The organism is Micromonospora inaquosa (assembly GCF_003857055.1).
GTDB lineage: Bacteria > Actinomycetota > Actinomycetes > Mycobacteriales > Micromonosporaceae > Micromonospora > Micromonospora inaquosa.
Map to the genome: position 1 here is coordinate 1 of NZ_QGSZ01000320.1, position 20,239 is coordinate 20,239.

Annotated in this window: 18 protein-coding genes; 9 read left to right on the forward strand and 9 right to left on the reverse strand. The window is 71.8% G+C overall.

Annotated elements, in window-relative coordinates; all coding sequences use genetic code 11:
- Positions 1 to 3: 3 nt before the first annotated feature.
- Positions 4 to 564, reverse strand: a complete 561-nt coding sequence (locus DLJ59_RS29125; RefSeq protein ID WP_124776538.1) for a TetR/AcrR family transcriptional regulator — start codon at positions 562 to 564, stop codon at positions 4 to 6.
- Positions 565 to 649: 85 nt separating this feature from the next.
- Between DLJ59_RS29125 and DLJ59_RS29130 the strand changes: the two genes are divergently transcribed.
- The 4 genes from DLJ59_RS29130 to DLJ59_RS29145 all read left to right on the forward strand — a co-directional run bounded on the left by DLJ59_RS29130 (position 650) and on the right by DLJ59_RS29145 (position 5,433).
- Positions 650 to 1,096: a DoxX family protein gene (locus DLJ59_RS29130; RefSeq protein ID WP_124776540.1), complete on the forward strand. Its 447-nt coding sequence runs from the start codon at positions 650 to 652 to the stop codon at positions 1,094 to 1,096.
- 25 nt (positions 1,097 to 1,121) lie between these two features.
- A complete protein-coding gene (locus DLJ59_RS29135) occupies positions 1,122 to 1,604 on the forward strand; it encodes a MarR family winged helix-turn-helix transcriptional regulator (protein WP_124776542.1) in 483 nt (160 codons plus the stop codon).
- On the forward strand, positions 1,598 to 3,331 hold the full coding sequence (locus DLJ59_RS29140) for an ABC transporter ATP-binding protein (protein ID WP_124776544.1): 1,734 nt from the start codon (positions 1,598 to 1,600) through the stop codon (positions 3,329 to 3,331). Before DLJ59_RS29135 ends, DLJ59_RS29140 begins: the two co-directional genes overlap by 7 nt.
- A 188-nt stretch (positions 3,332 to 3,519) precedes the next feature.
- Positions 3,520 to 5,433 carry an ABC transporter ATP-binding protein gene (locus DLJ59_RS29145; RefSeq protein WP_208648873.1) on the forward strand — a complete coding sequence of 638 codons (1,914 nt, stop codon included), beginning with the start codon at positions 3,520 to 3,522 and terminating at the stop codon, positions 5,431 to 5,433.
- A 38-nt stretch (positions 5,434 to 5,471) separates the two neighbouring features.
- Here the strand turns inward: DLJ59_RS29145 and thrS are convergent, their stop codons facing one another.
- Positions 5,472 to 6,689: a threonine--tRNA ligase gene (gene thrS, locus DLJ59_RS29150; RefSeq protein ID WP_124776546.1), complete on the reverse strand. Its 1,218-nt coding sequence runs from the start codon at positions 6,687 to 6,689 to the stop codon at positions 5,472 to 5,474.
- A 509-nt stretch (positions 6,690 to 7,198) separates the two neighbouring features.
- On the opposite strand from thrS, the gene DLJ59_RS29155 reads away from it, so the two are divergent.
- Both DLJ59_RS29155 and DLJ59_RS29160 read left to right on the forward strand, forming a co-directional pair.
- The gene (locus DLJ59_RS29155) at positions 7,199 to 7,828 is read left to right on the forward strand and encodes a DedA family protein (protein WP_124776548.1); all 630 of its coding nucleotides are present in this window, start codon (positions 7,199 to 7,201) and stop codon (positions 7,826 to 7,828) included.
- A 97-nt stretch (positions 7,829 to 7,925) separates the two neighbouring features.
- Positions 7,926 to 8,567 (forward strand): DUF998 domain-containing protein, encoded by a 642-nt coding sequence (locus DLJ59_RS29160; RefSeq protein ID WP_124776550.1) that lies wholly within the window; start codon positions 7,926 to 7,928, stop codon positions 8,565 to 8,567.
- Positions 8,568 to 8,609: 42 nt separating this feature from the next.
- Here DLJ59_RS29160 and DLJ59_RS29165 read toward each other — a convergent pair whose 3' ends face one another.
- Complete coding sequence (locus DLJ59_RS29165) at positions 8,610 to 10,013, reverse strand: NAD(P)H-quinone dehydrogenase (RefSeq protein ID WP_124776552.1); 1,404 nt, start codon at positions 10,011 to 10,013, stop codon at positions 8,610 to 8,612.
- Positions 10,014 to 10,119: 106 nt separating this feature from the next.
- On the opposite strand from DLJ59_RS29165, the gene DLJ59_RS29170 reads away from it, so the two are divergent.
- On the forward strand, positions 10,120 to 10,575 hold the full coding sequence (locus DLJ59_RS29170; RefSeq protein WP_112588201.1) for a gamma-glutamylcyclotransferase family protein: 456 nt from the start codon (positions 10,120 to 10,122) through the stop codon (positions 10,573 to 10,575).
- Between the two features lie 75 nt (positions 10,576 to 10,650).
- On the opposite strand, the gene DLJ59_RS29175 is transcribed toward DLJ59_RS29170, so the two are convergent.
- The 4 genes from DLJ59_RS29175 to DLJ59_RS29190 form a co-directional block, all read right to left on the reverse strand.
- The gene (locus DLJ59_RS29175) at positions 10,651 to 11,610 is read right to left on the reverse strand and encodes a GNAT family N-acetyltransferase (RefSeq protein ID WP_124776554.1); all 960 of its coding nucleotides are present in this window, start codon (positions 11,608 to 11,610) and stop codon (positions 10,651 to 10,653) included.
- Positions 11,611 to 11,671: 61 nt separating this feature from the next.
- Positions 11,672 to 12,406, reverse strand: a complete 735-nt coding sequence (locus tag DLJ59_RS29180) for an SCO6745 family protein (protein ID WP_124776556.1) — start codon at positions 12,404 to 12,406, stop codon at positions 11,672 to 11,674.
- Between the two features lie 104 nt (positions 12,407 to 12,510).
- On the reverse strand, positions 12,511 to 13,485 hold the full coding sequence (locus DLJ59_RS29185; RefSeq protein ID WP_124776558.1) for a coiled-coil domain-containing protein: 975 nt from the start codon (positions 13,483 to 13,485) through the stop codon (positions 12,511 to 12,513).
- 4 nt (positions 13,486 to 13,489) lie between these two features.
- Positions 13,490 to 14,122: an MBL fold metallo-hydrolase gene (locus tag DLJ59_RS29190; RefSeq protein WP_124776560.1), complete on the reverse strand. Its 633-nt coding sequence runs from the start codon at positions 14,120 to 14,122 to the stop codon at positions 13,490 to 13,492.
- 93 nt (positions 14,123 to 14,215) lie between these two features.
- Between DLJ59_RS29190 and DLJ59_RS29195 the strand changes: the two genes are divergently transcribed.
- Entirely contained in the window at positions 14,216 to 15,172 is a 957-nt protein-coding gene (locus DLJ59_RS29195; RefSeq protein ID WP_208648872.1) for a DUF4349 domain-containing protein, read from the forward strand.
- Here the strand turns inward: DLJ59_RS29195 and DLJ59_RS29200 are convergent.
- Together DLJ59_RS29200 and DLJ59_RS29205 are read right to left on the reverse strand one after the other, a co-directional pair.
- Positions 15,129 to 16,388, reverse strand: coding sequence for an amidohydrolase (locus tag DLJ59_RS29200; RefSeq protein ID WP_124776564.1), 1,260 nt, complete (start codon positions 16,386 to 16,388; stop codon positions 15,129 to 15,131). The genes DLJ59_RS29195 and DLJ59_RS29200 overlap by 44 nt on opposite strands.
- 456 nt (positions 16,389 to 16,844) lie before the next feature.
- Positions 16,845 to 18,428 (reverse strand): acyl-CoA mutase large subunit family protein, encoded by a 1,584-nt coding sequence (locus tag DLJ59_RS29205; RefSeq protein WP_124776566.1) that lies wholly within the window; start codon positions 18,426 to 18,428, stop codon positions 16,845 to 16,847.
- Between the two features lie 206 nt (positions 18,429 to 18,634).
- Between DLJ59_RS29205 and DLJ59_RS29210 the strand changes: the two genes are divergently transcribed.
- Positions 18,635 to 20,239: serine/threonine-protein kinase (locus DLJ59_RS29210; RefSeq protein ID WP_148096977.1), on the forward strand; the 1,605-nt coding region annotated here is incomplete at its 3' end.

The following is a 20,239-nucleotide window of genomic DNA, read 5'->3' on the forward strand; positions in this document are numbered from 1 at the left end:
GTGTCAGGTTGCCAGTCGGCGTAGCACGGTGCGGGCTGCGTCGCGAGGGTTGTCGCCCACCCGGTCAGGCAGTACGCCGGCCAGCCAGAGGGTGGCGAAACCGTGCGCGATCGACCAGGCCGCGAGCGCGTCCCGGCCGGGGTCGACGGGCGCGCTGCCGGTGGGTAGCGCCGCCACCCCGGCGCGGAGTACGGCACCGGCCCGAGCCCGGGCGGCGATCAGCTCGGCGTCGTCGGCCCGGTAGAACTCCGGCCGGAACATCACTTCGAAGTACGCGCGGCGCGTGACGGCGAAGTCGACGTAGGCGACGCCGGCCTCCAGCGGGTCGCCATCCGCCGCGGTCAACGCCTGGGCCAGCAGGTCGAAGCCCTGCGCGGCGAGCGCGGTGAGCAGGCCCGCCTTGTCGCCGAAGTGGTGCGCGGGAGCGGCGTGCGAGACACCGGCCCGACGGGCCAGATCGCGCAGGCTCAACGCGGCGGGCCCCACCTCATCGATGGCCTCCAGCGCTGCGGCGAGCAGTGCGCGGCGCAGGTCTCCGTGGTGGTACGTGCGCGAGTCGGTCACCCCCCGATCCTAATCTTGTCATTGACAAGATGTCACTGCATCGTGCAATCTTGCCACTGACAAGTTCGTCACGAGGAGGATTCCGATGGCACCCCTGATCGCCCTGATCGCCGGCACCGCACTGGCCCGACTCGCCGGCCTGGCCGGCATCGCCGCACTCGACGGCTGGATCGCCGCGCTGCGCGTCGGGCTGGCCGTGATGTTCGCGCTGACCGCCGTCGCGCACTTCGCAGGACGGCGGCGCGCCGGATTGATCGCGATGGTCCCGCCCCGACTGCCCCGGCCGGATCTGCTGGTCACCGTCACCGGTGTACTGGAGCTGGTCGGCGCGGTCGGCCTGCTGCTCCCGGCGACCGCCCGGGTGGCGGCGGCCGGACTCGGCCTGCTCATGCTCGCCATGTTTCCGGCCAACGTCTCGGCCGCCCGTCGGCAGCTGACCCTCGGCGGCCGGCCGGTCACCCCGCTCGGGCAGCGCACCGCAATGCAGGTCGTGTTCGTGGCCGCCGCCACGGGAATTTCGTTTGGTGCCTGACTATCAGGGGGCTAATCTACTTTTCGTGGAACTCGTGACCCTCCAGGACGTGCCGCTCGGCCGACTGCTGGTGGTGGCCGGGCACCTGGTCGGGCAGCGGTGGAACCGCTACCTCGCCGAGGAGCACGGCCTCACCCAGGCCGGCATGATCACCCTGATGACGCTCGCTCGACACGGCGAGCTACCCCACCGGAAGGTCGCCGAGAAGGGGTTCGTCCGCCCGGCGACCCTGACCGGCATCGTCGACACACTCGAGCGCGACGGTCTGGTCGAGCGGCAGCGCGACGACAGCGACCGGCGCAGCATCCGACTCGCCATCACCCCCGCCGGTCGGGAGCGGGTGGCCGCGCTCGGTGCGCTCATGCACTCCGGACGGCCACTCACCTCGGTCGACGCCGACCCGGCGAAGGCCCAGGTGATCCGGGAGTTCCTGCTTGAGGTCATCGGCAGCGGAGACGACCCGCGGATGACCGGACGCCCTACCGAAACGAAGGACCCGGCGTGCTGATCCGACTCCTGCGCGGCCAACTGCGCACCTATCAGAGACCGTTGCTGGCGGTCGTGCTGCTCCAGTTCGTGGGCACCATGGCCTCGCTCTACCTACCCAGCCTCAACGCGGACATCATCGACCAGGGCGTGGCCCGCGGCGACACCGACTACATCGTGCACACCGGCGGCTGGATGCTGCTGGTCAGCCTGATCCAGATCGTGTGTTCGATCGCCGCCGTCTACCTGGGCGCCCGGGTCGCGATGGGCTTCGGCCGCGACGTACGCGCCGAACTGTTCGGGCACGTCAACAGCTTCTCCGCCCGCGAGGTCGCCCGGTTCGGGGCACCGTCGCTGATCACCCGCAACACCAACGACGTGCAGCAGGTGCAGATGCTCGTGCTGATGAGCTGCACGATGCTGGTCGCCGCACCGATCATGAGCGTCGGCGGGGTGTTCATGGCGCTGCGCGAGGACGTCGGGCTCTCCTGGCTGATGCTGGTCAGCGTGCCGGTGCTGGCCATCGCCCTCGGCTCGATCATCCGCCGGATGGTGCCGGGCTTCCGGCTGATGCAGACCCGCATCGACACGGTCAACCGGGTGCTGCGGGAGCAGATCACCGGCATCCGGGTGGTCCGCGCGTTCGTCCGCGAGCCGTACGAGACGGACCGCTTCGCCGTCGCCAACGCCGACCTGACCGCTACCGCGCTGCGTACCGGTCGACTGCTGGCGTTGATCTTCCCGGTGGTCATGCTGGTGCTGAACGTCTCCAGCGTGGCGGTGCTCTGGTTCGGCGCGCAGCGGGTGGACGCCGGCGCGATCCAGGTCGGCGCGCTCACCGCGTTCCTGCAGTACCTGATGCAGATCCTGATGGCGGTCATGATGGCCACCTTCATGCTGATGATGGTGCCGCGGGCGGCGGTCTGCGCCGAGCGGATCGTCGAGGTGCTGGACACCGACTCCTCAGTGGTCCCGGCCACCGCGCCGGTCACCGAGTTGCCCACCCGAGCCGAACTGGAACTGCGCGGGGTGCGCTTCCAGTACCCCGGCGCGGTGGAGCCGGTGCTGCGCGACATCTCCTTCCGGGCGACCCCGGGCACCACCACGGCGATCATCGGCAGCACCGGCGCGGGCAAGACGACCCTGCTGTCGCTGATTCCCCGCCTGGTCGACGTGACCGCTGGCGCGGTGCTGGTCGACGGGGTGGACGTGCGGGAGTTGGCACCGGACGAGCTGTGGCGACGTATCGGGCTGGTGCCGCAACGGCCGTACCTGTTCACCGGGACGGTCGCCAGCAACCTGCGCTACGGAAACCCGGACGCCACCGACGAGGAGCTCTGGACGGCGCTGGAGATCGCCCAGGCCCGGGACTTCGTGGCCCAGATGCCCGGCGGGCTGGACGCCCCGATCGCACAGGGCGGCACCACCGTCTCCGGTGGGCAACGGCAGCGCCTGGCGATCGCACGAGCCCTGGTCCGGCAGCCGGAGATCTACCTCTTCGACGACTCGTTCTCCGCGCTCGACCTGGGCACCGACGCACGGCTGCGAGCGGCACTTCGGCCGGTCACCGCAGAGTCGGCGGTGGTGATCGTGGCCCAGCGGGTCTCCACGATCATCGACGCCGACCAGATCATCGTTCTTGAGGACGGAGGGGTCGTCGGAGTGGGACGACACGCGGAGCTGTTGGAGACCTGCCCGACGTACGCCGAGATCGTGGCCTCGCAGCAGACGACGGAGGTGGCGGCATGAGCGAGCGTGACGAGCCGCGCACCGCGGCCGTACCCAGTCAGAAGCCGGCCGGCGACGGACGGACGCCGGATGAGACCGCGCAGCAACCCGGCGGGGAACGCGCGACGGGAACCGGCAGCGGTGCGGCGACGCCGAAGCGGCTGCCGCCCGGCCGGCAGGGCGGCGGCCCGGCGTGGATGGGCGCCGGGATGCCCGCCGAGAAGTCGATGAACTTCGGGCCGTCGGCCCGCCGGTTGCTCGGCCGGCTGCGCTCGCACCGGCTGCACCTGGCCGCGATCATCACGTTGGCAGTGGTGAGCGTCGGGTTCAGCGTGGCCGGGCCGAAGATCCTCGGCCACGCCACCGACCTGATCTTCAGTGGGGTGATCGGCCGGCAACTGCCCGCCGGCACCACCGCCGAACAGGCCGTCGCGGCGGCCCGGGCCAGCGGCAACAACAGCTTCGCCGACATGCTGGCCCGGATGGACGTGGTGCCCGGGGTGGGCATCGACTTCACCGCCCTGAGCCGGGTGCTGCTGCTGGCGCTCGGGCTCTACCTGGCGGCGAGCGTGCTCTCCTGGTGGCAGGGCTGGCTGCTCAACGGCGTCGTCCAGCGCACCGTGCTGCGGCTGCGCGCCGAGGTTGAAGAGAAGCTCAACCGGCTGCCGCTGCCCTACTTCGACCGGCAACCGCGCGGAGAGTTGCTCAGCCGGGTCACCAACGACATCGACAACATCTCCACCAGCCTCCAGCAGACCCTCAGCCAGCTCCTCACCTCGCTGCTGACCGTCATCGGGGTGCTGGCCGTGATGTTCTGGATCTCGCCGGTGCTGGCCCTGGTGGCCCTGGTCGCGGTGCCGCTGTCGGTGCTGGTCACCCAACGCATCGCCAAGCGTTCGCAGAAGCAGTTCATCGCCCAGTGGACGCACACCGGCGAGTTGAACGGCCAGATCGAGGAGGCGTACACCGGTCATGAGCTGGTGAAGGTCTTCGGCCGGCAGCGTGAGGTCGAGGCCGCGTTCCACGCGAAGAACGAGGAGTTGTTCCGGGCCAGCTTCGGGGCGCAGTTCATCTCCGGAATCATCATGCCATCGATGATGTTCATCGGAAACCTGAGCTACGTGGCGATCGCCGTGGTCGGTGGCCTGCGGGTCGCCTCCGGCACGATGAGCCTCGGCGACGTGCAGGCGTTCATCCAGTACTCCCGCCAGTTCACCCAGCCGCTCACCCAACTCGCCTCGATGGCCAACCTGCTCCAGTCCGGGGTGGCCTCGGCCGAGCGGGTCTTCGCCGTGCTCGACGCGGACGAGCAGACCCCCGACCCGGTCGAGCCGGCCCGGGTCACCGACCCGCACGGTCGGGTCGAGTTCGAGCACGTCTCGTTCCGCTACGAGCCGGACAAGCCGCTCATCGACGACCTGTCGCTGGTCGCCGAACCCGGCCACACGGTGGCCATCGTCGGCCCGACCGGCGCCGGCAAGACCACCCTGGTCAACCTGGTGATGCGGTTCTACGAGCTGGACGCCGGCCGGATCACGCTCGACGGGGTGGACATCACGACGATGCGCCGCGACGACCTGCGCGGCCGGATCGGCATGGTGCTCCAGGACACCTGGCTCTTCGGCGGGACCATCCGGGACAACATCGCCTACGGGCGGCCGGACGCGACCGAGGAGGAGATCCTCGCCGCGGCCCGCGCCACCTTCGTGGACCGGTTCGTGCACAGCCTGCCCGACGGCTACGACACGGTCATCGACGAGGAGGGCAGCAACGTCAGCGCCGGCGAGAAGCAGCTCATCACCATCGCGCGGGCGTTCCTCGCCGAGCCGTCCCTGCTGATCCTGGACGAGGCAACCAGTTCGGTGGACACCCGCACCGAAGTGCTCCTGCAACGGGCGATGGCCGCGCTGCGCTCGGACCGGACCAGCTTCGTCATCGCGCACCGGCTCTCCACCATCCGCGACGCCGACCTGATCCTGATGATGGAGAACGGTCGGATCGTCGAGCAGGGCACCCACGAGCAGTTGCTCGCCGCCCAGGGCGCGTACCACCGGCTCTACCGCTCACAGTTCACCGGCGCGGTGGTCGACCAGGAACCGGCCGCCCAACCGGCGTCGGTCTAGGGCGGACCGCCATGCGCGCAACGGTCCGCCCCGGACGGTCAGCCGGGCGGCAGCAGGTCGGCCGCCCGGGCCGCGACCTGCCCGCCGATCAGGGCGAGCGCGGCGTCGGCGGGCATCGGGGCCAGGGCGTGGCCGCCGCGCAGGCGCAGCGCGAGGTGCCCGTCGGCAGCTTCCCGGGCACCCAACACCCCGAGGTACGGGACGCGGCGGCGGGCCGCGTCCCGGACCCGGGAGCCCAGCGAACCGGCGACGTCGACCTCGACCCGCAGGCCGACGTCACGCGCCCGCCGGGCCAGGTCGGCCGCCGCGTCGGCCTGGCCGTCGTCGACCGGCAGCAGCACCAACTGCACGGGCGCGTACCAGGCCGGGAACGCCCCCTCGTGCACCTCGATGAGGTACGCGAACAACCGCTCCATGCTGCCGACCAGGCTGCGGTGCACCATGACCGGGCGACGCCGGCTGCCGTCCGAGTCGGTGTACGACAGGTCGAACCGTTCCGGCTTGTCGAAGTCCACCTGGATGGTGGAGATGGTCGACTCGCGACCAGCGGCGTCGACGATCTGAATGTCGATCTTCGGGCCGTAGAAGGCGGCCTCCCCCGGCGCCTCGACGTACTCCACCCCGGCCAGCGCCTCCCGGAGCAACTCCTCGGCGCGGGCCCACTGCGCGTCGTCGCCGACGTACTTCTCGCCCGGGCCGCGCAGCGACAGCCGGAACCCGGCCGGCCGGACGCCGAGCGCGGCGTGCGCCTCACGGATCAGCCCGAGGATCTCGACGACCTCCGCGCCGACCTGCTCGGGGGCGCAGAAGATGTGCGCGTCGTTGAGCGAGATGGCGCGGACCCGGGACAGCCCACCGAGCACGCCCGAGCGCTCCGAGCGGTACATTCCGCCCAGCTCAGCGATCCGCAACGGCAGCTCGCGGTAGGAACGGCCCCGCGCCCGGAAGACCAACGCGTGGTGCGGGCAGAGCGCCGGCCGGAGCACGAACTCGTCGTCGGCGCTCAGCCGCATCGGCGGGAACATGTCGTCGGCGAAGTAGCCGAGATGACCGGAGAGTTCGAAGAGTTCCCGCTTGCCCAGCGGCGGCGAGTAGACGTGCTGGTGGCCGGAGCGGCGCTCCAGCTCCCGGACGTACTCCTCGACGGCGTGCCGGGCGGCGGCGCCGGCCGGCAGCCAGATCGGCAGGCCGGCACCGGCCAGCGGATCGGAGACGAAGAGGTCCAACTCGCGGCCGAGCCTACGGTGGTCGATCATGTCGGGCTCCTGGATCGGGTACGACCCGGAGGCGACCTGAGCTCCGAACGGCGCGCTGCCCTCGGGGGCGGATCGCCCCGGGGCCTGGTCGACGGTGGTTACGTCAGAGCGGCACGCCGGGGATACCCGGCGTCGTGGTCCTTGCTACCGCGCTGCGCATGTGGCGACCGTACCCGCGCGACGATCGGGGACGCACCCCTATTTCGGACGGAGGGGTGGGCCGCCGGCGCGGGACCCGCCGGCGGCCCTGGCGGCCGAATCGTCAGGAACGGGGGACCCGACGGGCGTGGCCGCGCCGACAACGGTACGCCGACGAACGCCGATCCGCCGCCCGCCTCGAACGGGTGGACCCGGCCCCCGAGCCCGTCACCCGGCAACGATCAGTCTCGTTGTAGCTGGGTGGCCCAGTGGTGTCGACGGTCACGACGGGCCGGGGCCGTCCACCGTGACGCCGGACACGACGTCAGGCTCAAGACACCCAATTGGCCGCATCCGGCGAGGTGGCAGGCGTGCCCGAACTTCTGACTGACGTCGCATCGCCGACGTGGGCGTACCTGGTGCTGCTCGCTCTGCTGATCGCGGACGCCTTCGTACCGGTGATTCCCACCCAGATCGTCATGATCACCAGTGGTGCGCTCACCGTGTACGGCGGGCTCAGCCTGCCGGTCACCATCGCTGTCGGCGCGCTCGGCGTATTCGCCGGCGACCTCGCCTGCTACCTGCTCGGGCGGAAGGCGCCGGACCGGCGGGCACCCCGGCACGCCGAGCTGAGCCGCGCACGGCGGGTGGCCAGCCGGGTCACCCAGGGGCTGCGACAACCCGGGCCGCTGGTCATCCTGCTCTGTCGGTTCGTGCCCGGCGGTCGGATGGCGGCCTGTTTCTCGGCCGGGCGCAGTCGCTACCCGTACCGCCTGTTCGCGCTCTACGAGGCCGTCGCCGCGCTGGGTTGGGCCACCTACGGCGCCCTGGTCGGGCACCTGGGCGGCACCGCGCTGACCGAGTCGGCCTGGCGGCTGGCCATCATCGCCACCGCCGCGGCGGCCGGCTTCGCCGCTGCCGGCTGGGCGATGACAGTGGTCAGCGCCCGCCACGCCCGCGCCGCCGCCGCAGTCGCCACAGTCGACGTCCCCATCGACTGAGTGCCCCAACGTCCGGGACCTCTAGGGGTTGTTCCGGGGGGATAACTCCGTGGCCGTCCCGGATTCGGCTGGGGTGTCCGCGGCGACAGGCTGAGGTATGCCTGGAACCCGGAGTACCGGCCTGCTGGCCCTGGGCGGAATCGCCCTGGCGGCGCTGCTCACCGTGATCGGCCACCTCGAAGTCAACGACGACCTCGACCCGTGGGCGTTGACCATCAGCGACTTCGCGGTCTCCGACCGGGGCGGCGTCATCGACATCGCCATGGTGGTGCTCGGGCTCGCCACCGTGGCGCTGCTGTACGGGCTCCGCCGCACCGCGCCGACCCGGCCCGGCCCGGCTGCGGAACTGCTGCTCGGCGCGTGGGTGACCGGGCTGCTGCTGGCCGCGGTGGTGCCGACGAACGAACCGGGCACCGCCATGACCACGGCGGCCTACGTGCACCGGTACGCCTCGGTGGTCGCCTTTCTGGCCCTGCCGGCGGCCGGTTGGCTGCTCGCCCGTCGGTCCGACCTGGCGCCGGTCGCCGGGACGCTACGCGCCCTCGTCCTGCTGAGCCTGACCCTGGCGGCGGCGATGATCTGGTCCGCCTACCCCGGCGACCGTCTACTGATCGGCCTGGCCGAGCGGCTGCTCATCCTCACCGAGGTGGCAGTGCTGGCAACCATCGCGCTGAGCCAGACCCGCGCGGTCGTCGATCATGGAGTTGTGGCGAGTCACCAGAGGGGCATCGCGGCGTGAACCACCCACCACAACTCCATGATCGGACGAAAAGGGGGGTGGCTACTCCAGCTCGTGCAGCATGAGCTGGCGGGCCGCCTCGGTGATCGAGCCGGACAGGCTCGGGTAGATGGTGATCGTCTGGGCCAGCTCGTTGACGGTGAGGTTGTTCTCCACCGCCATCGTGATGGGCAGGATCAGCTCGCTGGCCTTCGGAGCGACCACCACACCGCCGACCACCTGACCGCTCGCCGGCCGGCAGAACAGCTTCACGAAGCCGTCGGAGAGGTCGTCCATCTTGGCCCGGGCGTTGCCCGCCAGCGGCAGCATCACCTGCCGGGCCGGCACCTTGCCCGCATCGACCTCGTCCTGCGAGACACCCACGGTGGCCAGCTCCGGGTCGGTGAAGACGTTCGCCGCGACGGTACGCAGCCGCAACGGGCGGACCGCCTCACCCAACGCGTGCCACATGGCGATCCGGCCCTGCATGGCGGCGACGCTGGCCAGCAGCAGCACACCCGTGCAGTCGCCGGCGGCGTAGATGCCGGGCACGTTGGTCCGGGAAGCCCGGTCGACTGTCACGTAGCCGCCCCGACCCAGCTGCACCCCGTACTCGGTCAGGCCCAGGTTTGCCGTGTTCGGGATCGAACCGACGGTGATCAGCGCGTGCGAGCCGGTCACCTTACGGCCGTCGGAGAGCTCCACCTCGACGCCGTCGGCGGTACGCCGGACCGCGTCGGCCCGGGAGTTGTTGAGGATCTCCATGCCCCGGCTGCGGAACACCCGCTCGATCGCGGAGGCGGCGTCCGCGTCCTCGTGGGGCATCACCCGGTCCCGACTGGAGACCAGGGTCACCTCGACCCCCATCGCCAGGTACGCGCTGGCGAACTCCGCACCGGTCACGCCGGACCCGACCACGATCAGGTGCTCGGGCAGCTCCGGCAGGTCGTACACCTGTCGCCAGGTCAGGATGCGCTCACCGTCCGGTACGGCGGTGGGCAGCTGGCGGGGGGTCGAACCGGTGGCCACCAGCACGGTGGACGCGTCGATCGAGTACTCCTCGCCACCGTCGGCGGGGCTGACGACGACCCGGTGGGTGTGCCCGAGGGAGTCCTCGCCGAGTCGGGCGGTGCCGGCCACGAAGGTGACCCCCGCCTTCAGCAGCTTGGCGTGGATGTCCGCGGACTGCGCCAGGGCCAGCCGCTTGACCCGCTCGTGCACCGCCCGCGCGTCGACGGTGACCGCCTCCAGGCCGTCCGAGTGCACCCCGAACTCCTCGGTGTCCCGGTAGCCGGTGACCACCCCCGAGCTGGCGATGAAGGTCTTCGACGGTACGCAGTCGGAGAGCACGCAGGCACCGCCGGCGCCGTCGGCTTCCACCACGGTGACATCGGCGTCCAGCTGGGCGGCGACCAGTGCCGCCTCGTACCCGGCCGGCCCCCCGCCGATGATCACGATCCGGCTCACAGCGTTCGCCCTTCGTAAATGCTCACAGTGACTTTCTTCTCCCGAACGCATTCGACACGCACTGTCGTATTCTCCCCCACCCGTCGGCCGGGCTATCGTCATCGCCGTGCGTCATCACGCCGCCTACGGCTCAAATCTCGACCCCGCCCGGATGCGCGCCTACTGTCCGCATTCGCCGATGGTGGGCACCGGCTGGCTGGAGGGCTGGCGGCTGACCTTCGCCGGGGCGGACGTGATCGGCTGGGAGGGTGCGGTGAGCACCCTGGTCGAGTCTCCCGGTGACCGGGTCTTCGTGGCGCTCTACGACATCCACCCGTACGACGCGGGTCAGCTCGACGAGATCGAGGGGGTGACCGCCGGGACGTACCGCAAGCTGCACGTCCGGGTCTCCACCCTCGACGGCGACGTGACCGCGTGGATCTACGTCTTCAACGGGTACGAGGGTGGCCTGCCGACCTCGTGGTACCTGTCGGAGATCGCGAACGCCGCCGAGAAGGCGGGCGCCCCGGACGACTACGTGACCGAGCTGCGGGCCCGCCCCACCGGCACCGCGTCGGCGTAGCAGCGCGTATCGCACCCGTCCAGTCTGCTACCGCTGTCGAACACCCCGCCGGTCGGGCCGGACCGGGGTCGTCAATCACACACCGGCCGCCGGGACGAAAAGTTCGTACATGTCGGTCCACTGGGTTTCCCGCAGGCCCACCGACCGGTAGAGCGACAGCGGGGCGGTCGGGTTGGTGAGGTCGACGCCCAGGCCGGCCGCCTTCCGCCCCTTCTCGGCGTACCGGGCGAAGGCGCGGCGCAGCAGCGCCGCACCCACACCCCGGCGACGGTACGCGGACAGCACCGACAGACTCTTCACCCAGCCCGACTGCTGGTCGAGCGCCTGATCCGAGGACTGCAACGCGCCGACCGGCACCCCGTCCACCTCGGCGACGAACCACTCGTCCCAGGCGGTCAGGTCGCCGATCCGGGCCCGCCACCGCTCGTACGACAACGGCTCGTGATCCGGGGTGTCGCCGAAGGCGGCCTGGTAGATCCGGTGGAACGCCACCAGGTCGGTCTCGTCGTCCGGGCGGACCTGTCGCACCGTCACGGCCGGCGCATCGGCCGGCTCGTCGGGCAGGTCGTCCAACGGTCGGCTCATCCGGACGTACCGCTTGACGCGGGCGAACCCGAGCGCGCGCAGGGCACGTTCCCAGTCCCGTTCCGGGGCGAAGACCGCGCAGCGGACGGTGAGCGACGGCAGCCCCCGCTCCGCCGCGCGCTCGGCGACCCGGTCCAGTTGGCGAACCAGCAACGGCGCGCGGACGGCGGCAGCGCGCCCCGGATCGACGTAGACCTCCACGAACTCGCGGCCCACCCCGGTCGGGTTGTCCACCGTCGCCCAGCCGACCACGCTGTCGTCCGGGTCGATCGCCAACCAGGAATCCCGGGTCGGGTCGACGTTGGGGGCGGTCAGCGCCGCCGCGACGTCCTCGGCGTCGAAGTCGGGATGGCCGATGGCGAAGGTGTCGGCGGCGTGCACCACCGCGAGGATCGCCGGCACGTCGTCGAGCGTGGGCCGGCGCGTTGTCCAACCAGCAGGAAGGGTCACGGCAGGACATCCTGGCAGCCGAGCCGCCGGGGCGCCGCCCATTTTCTGCCTGGCGGGAGGCTCAGGCCAGGTCGATCCGGGTGCGGTGCAGCAACTCCACCAACTCCGCGCCGTCGGCGGGGCCGAGGGCGGTGAACGCCGGCGCGGCCAGCCGGTTGGTCACCGCCTCCGCCCAGAGTCGGCGGCGCACCAGCGGCCCGATCGGCGGGTACGGCGGCGGCCAGCCGCAGGCCACCGCCCCGGCCTCGCCCTCCGGCCCGGCCAGCACGGCCTCCAGCGGGGTCATCCCGGCGGCGCGTACCGCCAACAGGTAGGCGCCGGTGAAGTGTTCCCGGAGCAACCGCAGCCCGGCGGCACTGCGAGCGCCGGGAGAGAGATCCGGAAGCGGCATGGCCCGCCACGCGGCGAAGAGCGGCATCCCGCTGGCCTCCGCCGCGACGACGGCCCGTTCGACGAGCGCCGCAAGGCGTTCGGCGTCGGGCAGGGGGCCGAGTTGCTGCGCCCCCCACCGGCAGCATTCGGCGAGGCTCGCGGCGGCCACCTGGAACGGCGGGACGACCCGGGCGGCGGCATCCCAACCGTCGGCGACCGCGTCCGGGGCGATGAACCCGAGGGCGGCGGCGGCCGTCTCGGCCCGCACGTCGCCGAGCGCGCCGGCCCGGCCACTGATGTAGAAGGCCCACCCGGAGATGCCGAGCAGTCGGGCCCGGCGCAACGTGGTCGGGTCCCGACTGAAGGCGTCGCCCAGGTCGAGCACGACGGGCTTACTGGCGGCTGCGACCTGCTCCGGAGTCACAGTGGTGCCCCTCTCGGGCAACCCGACCCGCCGAGCACGACCACGCCCCGACCCTCGGCCACCCGCCGTGCGCGGCCCGCGCACTCGTCGTCGTCCATCAATGGTCAGTCTGCCGCGCCAGCGCCCGCGTCCGCATCCCCCTCTTCGGCCGCCAGTGCCTCGACCGCCGCCTCGACCTCCCCGGCGCGCCTTCGAGCCACGGTGACCGCACGTTCGGCGGCACGCCGAGCGAGTTTGGCCCGGCTGAGATCCTGCTCGGCGACCGCGCGCCGCCGCTCCAGCTCGGCCAGCTCCGCCTCAAGGCCATCGAGTACGGCCGCGCCGTCGCGCTCCTGCCCGGTCGCCTCGGTCAGCTCGGCCTCGGCCCGCTCCTGGTCGGCCTGGGCCTTCGCCAACTCGCGGTCCAGAGCGCGACGCTGCCGGGCCCGCTCGGCTCGGGCTGCCCGCTGCGCGGCCCGCTCGGCCCGCTCGGCCGCCCGATCCGTCGGGGGTGCCGCCTCGGGACGGCCCCGCTGGGCGCCGGGCTGGCGGGCCGGGCGTTCCTCCTCGCGCTCCTCGTCATCGCCGGTGACCAGCCGCAGTTGGGGCCGGGGCACCTCACCGAAGCCGGCGTAGCTGGCGGCGCGCAGCAGGCGACCCGCCCGCACCTGCTCGGCGACCTCGACGTCGGAGAACGCCGCGTTCAGCGTCGCCTCCACCTCGGCCAGGGGCAGCCGGTTCGCCGGTGGCGCGTCCGGCTCGGCCGCGGCGAGCTTGCGGACCTCGGCGACCAGGGCGCCGACCACCGCCCGGCGCTGCGCGGACAGCTCCCGCAGCCGGGGTCCGCGCAGCTCCCGCTGGGCGGACCGCAGGGCGTCGGCGAGCTGCACCAGATCGGCGACCAGCTCCGGCCGTCGGATGGCGAGCAGGTTCACCAACCAGGCGGCCACCGTCGGACGACGCAACCGGGCCAGTTGTCGGGCGGTGGCCTGGTCGCCGGCCCGACGGGCCTCGGCCACGGCGGCCTCCCGGGCGGCCACGAACCGGTCCGGTGGGGTGCGGTAGAGCTGCTGCACCAGCTCCGCGGAGAGGCCGGGCATCGGGTCAGACGTCCACCCGGTTACCGGGCTCCAGTCGCTGGTATTCGGTGCCGGACAACGCGGCGTACTGCCGGTCGAGCACAGCCAGCCCGTTGTCGTTGAGCAGCGCGTCGTGCGCGGCGAACGCGCGCCGCGGTGCGACCGCGCGGATGAAATCGACCACCTCGGAGAACTTCGACCAGGGGGCGTGGATCGGCGCGAAGAGCGTGTCGACGGGGGTTTCGTCGGGCACCACCAACGAGTCGCCCGGGTGGTAGACCACGTCGTTGATCAGGTAACCGAGGTTGTCGATCACCGGGATGTCGGGGTGGATCACGGCGTGCCGCCCCCCGTAGGCGCGCACGGCGACCCCGGCGGCGGTGAACGACTCACCAACACTGACCGGGCGCAGCACGTCGGCCCCGTCGCCCAGGGCCTCCGCGAGCGAGGCGGGCCCGTGGATCGGGAACGGCTGTCGGTCGAGCTGGAGGCGCACCGCTGCCAGGTCGAGGTGGTCGGGGTGTGCGTGGGTGATCAGCACCGCGTCCGCGCCGTCCAGCGCCGCCGTGGTGTCGCTGAACACCCCGGGGTCGACGACGAGCACTCCCCCGTCGTGTTCCACCCGAAGGCAGGAGTGGGCGTACTTGGTGAGCCGCATCGTGACTCCTCGATTATCGAATCGTGACGTCCTCAGCGCAGTCTGCCGGAACCAGCCGGCGTGTGCGTCGCGTCCGAGCTATCGCCACACCGGTTGACGACGATGGGAGCGGGGATGGACGGACAGGTGGGACGACGCCGCAGTGCGCTGCTGGCGGCGACAGCACTGGCGGCCGCTCTGGCGCTGACGGGCTGCGGGGCCGGCGACAGCGGGGCCCGGGACAACGCGGACGTGGCGGCGCCAGCGGCCAAGGGCGGCGAGGTGGGCCGGGACGCCGCCGCGGGCGCACCGGAGGGGGCCGGCGCCGGCGCACCCGACCTGCGCGTCGACCAGCGGGCGATCATCTACACCGGAACGATGCGGGTGCAGGTGGACGATGTGGAATCGGCCGCCCGGGAGGCCGCCGCCGTGGCCACCCGGGCCGGTGGCTTCGTCGGCGGCGACCAGCGGCACAGTGCCGAGGCCGACGCGGTGGCGGAGTTGGAGCTGCGAGTGCCGGCGGCGAGGTTCACCGGCGTGGTCGAGGAGATCGCGAAGCTCGGTCGGCAGCAGAACCGGGAGATCAACACTCAGGACGTCACCGAGGAGACCGTCGACCTGGACGCTCGGATAGCCAGTCAGCGGGCCCGGGTGGACAGCGCCCGCCGGTTGCTGGCCCGGGCCACCTCGATCACCGACCTGGTGTCGCTGGAGAACGAGCTGGGTCGCCGGGAGGCGGACCTGGCCTCGCTGGAGGCCAAGAAGCGACGCCTGGCCGACCTGACCGCCCTCTCCACGATCACCGTGTCGCTGGCCGGACCGGCGGCGAAGGCCACCGAGGAGAAGGCCGAGACCGGCTTCCTGGTCGGGCTCAGGGGCGGCTGGAAGGCGTTCGTCGTCTCGATGACCGTTCTGTTCACGGTGCTGGGCGCGTTGTTGCCGTGGCTGGTGGCGTTCGGCGTACCGCTGGTGGTGCTGCTGGTGGTGCTGCGCCGGCGGCGCAAGTCCGCGGTTCCGGTCGCGCCGGTCAGCGCGCCGCCGCCAGTGCCCGCAGCGCGGTCTGCACCATGACGCGGACGCCGACACCGATGGCCCGCTCGTCCACGTCGAAGCTCGCCCGGTGCAGGTCGACGTTGGGGCCGGAGCGACCCACGCCGAGGCGGGCGAGGGCACCGGGGACGTACTCCAGGTACCAGGAGAAGTCCTCGCCGCCCATGCTCTGCGGTGTCTCGGCGATCCCCTCCGGGCCGAGTGCGGCGGAGGTGGCGGCGGTCAGCACCTGGATGGCGCGGGAGTCGTTGCACACCGGCGGACGGCCGCGCAGGTATTCCAGGTCGACAGTGGCCCCGGTCGGTGCGATCACGTCCCGCACCACCTGAGCGACGATCTTGGGGGCCTTCTCCCAGGTGTCGCGGTCCATCACGCGGAGGGTGCCGGAGGCGCTCGCCTCGGACGGGATGACGTTGTAGCGGGTGCCGGCCGAGGCGTGGCCGAAGACCAGCAGCAGGCCGCTGTTGGCCGGCACCCGGCGGCTGACCAGGGCGGGCACCTCGGTGACCAGCCGACCGAGCGCGTCGACCAGGTCGACGGTCAGGTGCGGGCGGGCGGTGTGCCCGCCCGGGCCGGAGAGTCGGATGGTCACGTTGTCGGCGGCGGCGGTGATCGGGCCGACCCGTAGGCCGACCTGGCCCACCGGCAGGTTGGGGTCGCAGTGCAGCGCGAAGATCTGCACCACGTCGTCCAGGCCGCCGGCCTCGATGACCTCCAGCGAACCGCAGGGCAGGATCTCCTCGGCCGGCTGGAAGATGAGCCGGACCCGGCCGTCCAGCTCGCCGAGGTCGGCGAGCTGGGCGAGCAGCATTCCGACGCCGAGCAGGATCGAGGTGTGCACGTCGTGCCCGCAGGCGTGGCAGACGCCCTCCACCGTCGACCGGTACGGGACGTCCTTGGGGTCGTCGAGCGGCAGCGCGTCGATGTCGGCGCGCAGCGCCACGACCGGGCCGTCCGGCCTGCCGTTGACGTCGCAGATCACGCCGTTGCCCTTGGGCAGCAGGCGCGGGTTCAGCCCGGCCAGCGACAGCTCCCGGGCGATCAGCGCGGCCGTCTCGAACTCGTTGCCGGAGAGCTCAGGGTGCGAGTGAATGTGACGGCGCGTAGCGATCAGCCCCGGTACCCGGAGCGCGAGAAGGTGGTCCAGCTCGCGGGGCAGGGGCTGGGATCCGGGCGGCGTCTCCGGCCAGGACGACGCCAGCTGGCCACCCGTGGGCAGCGTCAACGCACTCGTCACGTCGAATTCTCGATCACTAGGAATGGATGGATCATCGGGGACAGCAGACAGCCTAGACCTCCGACGGTGACGCTGCGCAACCTCGTTACGGTAATGATCGGACCGCACAGAGTCACGTATGCCCTGCTGAGGGCGCTCGTCAAGGTGAGGGACAGCAGGTAGATCACGGTCGAATGCCGTCATCAGCCCCTCACCTCCTACAACGCGTAACCGAACGCGGCGGTCACGAATCCCGGCACCAGTCGGAGCCTCGTTGCCAAATTGTCGCATTAGTCGGGGTGGTGAACTGACACTCCGACAATTAGCCGACCACACTCCGCAACGAGCCGGATAAGGACGCTCACACGCGCCCACCCGCCGTGGGCGCACAGGGTGTGCGTCCCGACCCAACCCACCGGATACCCGCGGAGCCCGATGGACACACCGTGCCGTCGGGTCGCAGTCGTGACCGCGCGCTCAGAACCGGTCAGTGGGCCGGTACAACCCCCACACCTCGCGCAGCGTCCCGCACACCTCACCCACGGTCGCCCGGGCCCGCAGCGCCTCCTTCATCGGGTACAGCACGTTCTCCGTACCCTCGGCGGCGGCCCGAAGATCGGCGAGCGCCCGCGCCACCGCGTCGGCGTCCCGCTCGGAGCGCAGCCGGGCCAGCCGGTCGGCCTGGGCCGCCTCGATCGCCGGGTCGACCCGCAGCGGCTCGTACGGCTCCTCCTCGTCCACGGTGAACCGGTTGAGCCCGACCACCACCCGCTCCGCCGAGTCGATCTCCTGGGCGATCCGGTACGCGGACTGCTCGATCTCCCGCTTCTGGAACCCGGCCTCGATCGCGTCGACCGCCGAGCCGTGGTCAGCCACCCGCTCCATCAACTCGACGGCGGCGGCCTCGATCTCGGCGGTCATCGCCTCCACCACGTACGAGCCGGCGAACGGGTCGACGGTGGCGGTCAGGTCCGTCTCGTAGGCCAACACCTGCTGGGTACGCAGCGCGAGCCGGGCCGCCTTCTCGGTGGGCAGCGCGATCGCCTCGTCGAAGCTGTTGGTGTGCAGCGACTGGGTGCCGCCGAGCACGGCGGCCAACCCCTGCACCGCCACCCGGACCAGGTTCACCTCCGGCTGCTGCGCGGTGAGCTGCACGCCCGCGGTCTGGGTGTGGAACCGCAGCATCATCGACTTCGGATCCTTGGCGCCGAAATCGTCACGCATCAGCCGGGCCCAGATCCGCCGGGCCGCGCGGAACTTCGCCACCTCCTCCAGCAGGGTGGTGCGGGCCACGAAGAAGAACGACAGCCGGGGCGCGAAATCGTCGACGGCGAGACCCGCGGCCAGCGCCGCCCGGACGTACTCCACACCATTGGCCAGCGTGAACGCGATCTCCTGGGCGGGCGTCGCGCCGGCCTCGGCCATGTGGTAGCCGGAGATGGAGATGGTGTTCCACTTCGGCACCTCCTTGCGGCAGTACGCGAACGTGTCGGCCACCAGGCGCAGCGACGGCTTCGGCGGGAAGATGTACGTCCCCCGGGCGATGTACTCCTTGAGGATGTCGTTCTGGATGGTGCCGTTGAGCGCCGCGCCCGGCACCCCGTTCTCCTCGGCGACGAGTTGGTAGAGCAGCAGCAGCACCGAGCCGGGCGCGTTGATGGTCATCGAGGTGGACACCTTGTCCAGTGGGATGTCGGCGAAGAGCAGCCGCATGTCCTCGATGGAGTCAATCGCGACGCCCACCTTGCCGACCTCGCCGTGCGCGATCGGCTCGTCGGAGTCGTAACCCATCTGGGTCGGCAGGTCGAACGCTACCGACAGGCCCATCGTGCCGGCCCGCAACAGCTGGTGGTACCGCGCGTTGGACTCGGTGGCGGTGCCGAAGCCGGCGTACTGGCGCATGGTCCACGGACGGGAGGTGTACATGGTGGGGTAGACACCCCGGGTGTACGGGAACTCGCCGGGGCCGCCGAGCCGGGAGTCCAGGTCCTCCGGAAGGTCGGCCTCCGTGTAGACGCCGTTGATCGGGAAACCGGACTCACTTGACCGCCGTTGGTTCATCCCCGGATGGTAGGACGCCCGGCCACGTCACCGGGTGAGGGATACCGCACAGTGCGTCCGGACCGGTCGACACCACGTGAACGACAGGGCACGTTCTGTCGACTTCGATAAACGTCCGTCGCGTCGGCTTTCGCATCGGGCGTCGGAACCAGCAAGATAGGGGGGTTGTGTCCCAGCCCCCCTCGATTTCCCCCGGTGGCTTTTCTGTGACTCAGATCCCGACGTGGAGCGGCGGACCAGTTAGTCCCGCCAACGGACGAGCGGCGCCCGGCACCACCATTGGTGGCCGGTACTCGCTGCGGTCCTCGGTGGGCAACGGCGGCATGGGCACGGTTTGGCGTGCCACAGACACACTGCTGCGCCGTGACGTGGCGGTGAAGGAGGTCGTCCTGCCCCCGGGGCTGGCCCCCAGCGACCGTGACGCGATGTACGAACGCACCCTGCGGGAGGCCCGCGCCGCCGCCGCCATCCAGCACCCCGCCGTGGTGCAGGTGTACGACGTGGTCACCGAGGCCGGCCGGCCGTGGATCGTGATGGAGCTGCTGGACGCCCGCAGCCTCGCCGACATGGTGATCGAGGACGGGCCGGTCGCGCCCCGCGCCGTCGCCAAGATCGGCATCGCGTTGCTTGGCGCGTTGGAGGTCGCGCACGCGATCGGCGTACTGCACCGCGACGTCAAACCCGCCAACGTGCTGATCTGTGCCGACGGGCGCTGCGTGCTGACCGACTTCGGGGTCGCCCGAATGCCCACGGACGTGCAGCTCACCACGCCCGGCATGGTGCTCGGCTCGCCGCACTTCATCTCACCCGAACGGGCGATGGGCCAGGAGTTCGGCCCGCCCAGCGACCTCTTTTCGCTGGGCGTGACGCTCTACACCGCGGTCGAGGGGCGGCCCCCGTTCGACAAGGGCGACCCGATCGAGACCATGCACGCCGTGGTCGAGGACCCGCCCGCCCCACCGCAGCGCAGCGGCCCGCTGACCCGCGTGCTGATGGGTCTGCTGGAGAAGGACCCGGCGCGCCGACTGGACGTGCACACCTCCCGGGCCATGCTGCGCGAGCTGCTCGCCGGCCCGCTGGGCAGCACGGCGACGGCGGTGCACTCGGTCACCGACCCGTACGCCGTGGTGCCGGTGCAGCAGCGCCCCGTGCCTGTCCTCCCGCCGGCCCAGCCGGAGCCCAAGCCGGACAGCCAGATCGGTGGCCCGGCGATGCTGGCCCCGGGTGAGTCGCTGACCGACCGGCTGGCCGCGCTGCGCCGGGGCAAGCGTTCCCAGGCGGCCCGCGCGGCCGGCGCCGCCGGTGGGCTCGACGAGACCAGCGCCGACGCGTTGTCCGGCCCGCTGCACACGCCGACCGGCGCGATGCCGGCCGCCGGCCGACCGACGGCCGGGCGCACCTACGGCGGCAACGCGGACGCCACCCAGCGGGTGGACGCTGGCGGGCACCCCGACGCCACCCAGCGGGTCAGCTACGGCACTCCGGCCGATGCCACCCAGCAGGTCGGGTTCGCCGGCGCACCGGAGGCCACCCAGCGCGTCGGCGGCACCTACGGCGGCGGCAACCAGTGGTCGGTGCCGGGCACCGGCCAGCCGTGGGCCACCACACCCGCCGCTTCGGGCGGCAACGCTCTGGACAAGGTCCGGGCCACCGGGGGTCAGCTCGTCACCACGGTCAAGGGCTGGCCGCGCAAGATGCAGCTCGCCGCGGCCGGCGGGTTGGTCGTCGTGCTGCTGCTCACCGTCGTGGCGCTCTCCGGCGGCGACGACGAGATCCCGCCGAGCACCCCGGCGGCGCAGCCCACCCCCGCC